Annotated in this window: 1 pseudogene; it reads left to right on the forward strand. The window is 70.9% G+C overall.

The features are described 5' to 3' along the window. Window positions 1–554 precede the first annotated feature (554 nt). Window positions 555–1,316, forward strand: a pseudogene (locus XH80_RS00585) (IS66 family transposase); the annotation flags it as partial.

The following is a 1,316-nucleotide window of genomic DNA, read 5'->3' on the forward strand; positions in this document are numbered from 1 at the left end:
CCCGGAAGAAGCACGGCGCCCGCAGGTGGCGGGATAACTGCGGCAGAATGACTCGGCAGCTATTTTGATCGTGGCACGGGCGGCCGCGATGTGCTCGAAATAGCGCATGAGCATCGCGACACTGCGCGACGAAAACGAACGCCTGAAGGCGCTTCTGGCGCAAACGCAGGCGGCCTTGAGCGAGCATCAGGGGGGGGGGGGGGGGGGGGGGGGGGGGGGGGGGGGGGGGGGGGGGGGGGGGGGGGGGGGGGGGGGGGGGGGGGGGGGGGGGGGGGGGGGGGGGGGGGGGGGGGGGGGGGGGGGGGGGGGGGGGGGGGGGGGGGGGGGGGGGGGGGGGGGGGGGGGGGGGGGGGGGGGGGGGGGGGGGGGGGGGGGGGGGGGGGGGGGGGGGGGGGGGGGGGGGGGGGGGGGGGGGGGGGGGGGGAGGGTCGATCGCGCAGCGATCCGGATCGAGGCTCCCATCGCAATCGCGGCTGTCTGCCTGCCCATTTGCCGCGGGTGGAACGGATCATCGCGAGCCTGTGAGCACGCTCTGTCCGTGCGGTTGCGGCGCCATGACGAAGATCGGCGAGGACGTCAGCAAGCGCCTTGACGTGATCCCGGCGCAATGGCGCGTGCTGGTCACGCGCCGGCCGAAATACATCTGTCGTCGCTGTTCGGGGCCTGTCGCGCAGGCGCACGCACCGGAACACGTCGTGCCCGGCGGGCTGCCGACCGAAGCGGCTATCGCTCATGTGATCGTCTCCAAGTTTGGCGACCACACGCCGTTTTATCGTCAGGCCGAGATCTATGCGCGTCAAGGCATCCGGCTTGATCGGGCGACTCTGGGCAACTGGTCCGGCCGCGCCTGCTTCCATCTTCAGCCCATCGCGGACCACATGCGCCGCCACCCGGCCATGGCGGATCGCCTGTTCATGGACGAGACCTCGTGTTGTTCCGATATGCCTCCGGTCGCAGCGGCGCCTTCGCGGAGCAGTTCCTGGACGGCTTTGGCGGAAGCTTCCTGCAATGCGATGCCTACGACGGGTATGACCGGCTGACCGAAGTCGTTCGACCGCAAGGGCCTTGGACGCTCGTGCATTGCTGGAGCCATTTGCGCCGGCGCTTTGTGAAATTGGCCCGCAACAGCAAGTCGCCGATCGCCGAGGCCGCCATTCGGCACATCGCCCAGCTTTACGCCATCGAAGCCATGGCGCGCGGTGCATCGCCGGACATCCGGCTGGCCGCGCGCAAGGAGCACTCGCTGCCCATGGTCGCCGCGTTGAAGTCCTGGTTCGAGAAACAGCTGTCGATGATCTCCAGCGGTTCGACACTCC

This window comes from Bradyrhizobium sp. CCBAU 45384 (genome assembly GCF_028128665.1).
Lineage (GTDB): Bacteria > Pseudomonadota > Alphaproteobacteria > Rhizobiales > Xanthobacteraceae > Bradyrhizobium > Bradyrhizobium manausense.